Consider the following 1,688-nt stretch of genomic DNA (forward strand, 5'->3'; position numbering starts at 1 on the left):
CCCCCAGGAAGACCAGGCCCTCGCCGACGAGCTCCTCGCCGACCCCAAGGAGCGCGCCGAGCACCTGATGCTCGTCGACCTCGGCCGCAACGACCTGGGGCGGGTCTGCGAGCCCGGCAGCGTCGAGGTCGTCGACTTCATGTCGGTCGAGCGCTACTCGCACGTCATGCACATCGTGTCCACCGTCACCGGCAGGGTCGCGCCGGGCCGCACCGCCTTCGACGTCCTCACCGCCTGCTTCCCGGCCGGGACGCTCTCCGGTGCCCCCAAGCCCCGCGCCATGCAGATCATCGAGGAACTCGAACCCTCCCGGCGCGGCCTGTACGGCGGCTGCGTCGGCTACCTCGACTTCGCAGGCGACTCCGACACCGCCATCGCCATCCGCACCGCGCTGCTGCGCGACGGCACGGCGTACGTGCAGGCGGGAGCAGGTGTCGTCGCCGACTCCGACCCGGTCGCCGAGGACACCGAATGCCGCAACAAGGCCGCGGCGGTGCTGCGCGCGGTGCACACCGCCAACCGGATGAACGACGCGTGACGGCATAGGGGATAGTGGGGTGCGTGAGTGCCGCACCCCTCCCCCCGACCGAAGACGCCCCTGCCCCCGGCGGCCGGCGCAGCCTCGCCGCAGCCCTCCTCGCGGGGGCGCTCGGCGCGGCCGTGGTGCTGCTCGCCTCCGGGCAGACCTGGGCCGAGGGGACGGCGACGCTGGCCGGCGGCCGGCTGCCGCTGGAGGCGGACGGGCGGGCGGTCACCGCCGCACCGGCCGCGCTCGCCGTCGTCGGCCTGGCCGCCCTCGTCGCCGTCCTCGCCGTGCGCGGCGCCGGACGGGTCCTCGTCGCCGCCCTGCTCGCCCTGAGCGGCGCGGGCGCCGCCCTCAGCGCCTTCCTGGGCGCCTCCGACCGCTCGGCGCTCGACGAGCGCGCCGCGGAGGTCAGCGGCGACGCCGCGAGCACCGTCGAGACGCTCAGCCACACCGCGTGGCCCTACGTCACGGCGGCGGGCGGAGTGCTCCTGCTGCTCGCCGGAGTGCTCGCCCTGCGCTACGCGCGACTGTGGCCCGCGATGTCCGGCCGCTACGAACGCGACGGCACCCAGCGGCCGCGCCGCCCCCGGTCCGCGCCCGATCCGGAGCGGCCCGAGGAGCTGTGGAAGGCTCTCGACCGCGGCGAGGACCCCACGCGCCGGAGCTGACCGGGCCACCCCAGCGCACGGCCGCCGTCCCCTTCGGGGACAATGTCATCGAGCGTCATACGCGCGCCCCCACCCAGGCGCCGAACTGCAACGAGGAGAACTCATGGCGGGCAACAACCACGGACACACCCCGGCCGCCTGGACCGGCGTCACCATCAGCTTCATCGGCTTCTGCGTGGCCGGCGCCTTCATGGTGATGGCCCAGCCGGTGGGTTTCTGGGCCGGCATCGGACTGGTGTTCCTCGGCGGCATCGTCGGATGGGCGATGAGCAAGGCGGGCATGGGCATGCCGAAGAGTGACGCGCACGGCAAGGGACAGGACCGTACCCGGTCCGCCGCCCAGGCCGGCTGAGACGCGGTCCCCCTTTCGGACCCTTCGCGACAAGGCGCAGCCCAGGGGCTGCGCCTTCGTGCTTGACGACGGGAGAATCCTCCTCGTGGATGCCGAAGCCGACACCGATGCCGTGACGCCCCGGACGGCCCCCGCCGTCTCC

The 1,688-nt window shown here is 74.3% G+C and carries 3 protein-coding genes; all 3 read left to right on the forward strand.

The window, feature by feature from the left end:
- Nucleotides 1–538, forward strand: a 538-nt coding sequence (locus GUY61_RS38075; protein ID WP_208106969.1) for a chorismate-binding protein, incomplete at its 5' end; no start/stop codon positions are given.
- 14 nt (nt 539–552) lie between these two features.
- Nucleotides 553–1,194, forward strand: coding sequence for a TIGR02234 family membrane protein (locus GUY61_RS38080; RefSeq protein WP_166634857.1), 642 nt, complete (start codon nt 553–555; stop codon nt 1,192–1,194).
- A 103-nt stretch (nt 1,195–1,297) separates the two neighbouring features.
- A complete protein-coding gene (locus GUY61_RS38085) occupies nt 1,298–1,546 on the forward strand; it encodes an HGxxPAAW family protein (RefSeq protein ID WP_166634858.1) in 249 nt (82 codons plus the stop codon).
- The last annotated feature ends 142 nt before the right edge of the window (nt 1,547–1,688 follow it).

The sequence above is a fragment of the Streptomyces sp. GC420 genome, from assembly GCF_009916105.1.
GTDB lineage: Bacteria > Actinomycetota > Actinomycetes > Streptomycetales > Streptomycetaceae > Streptomyces.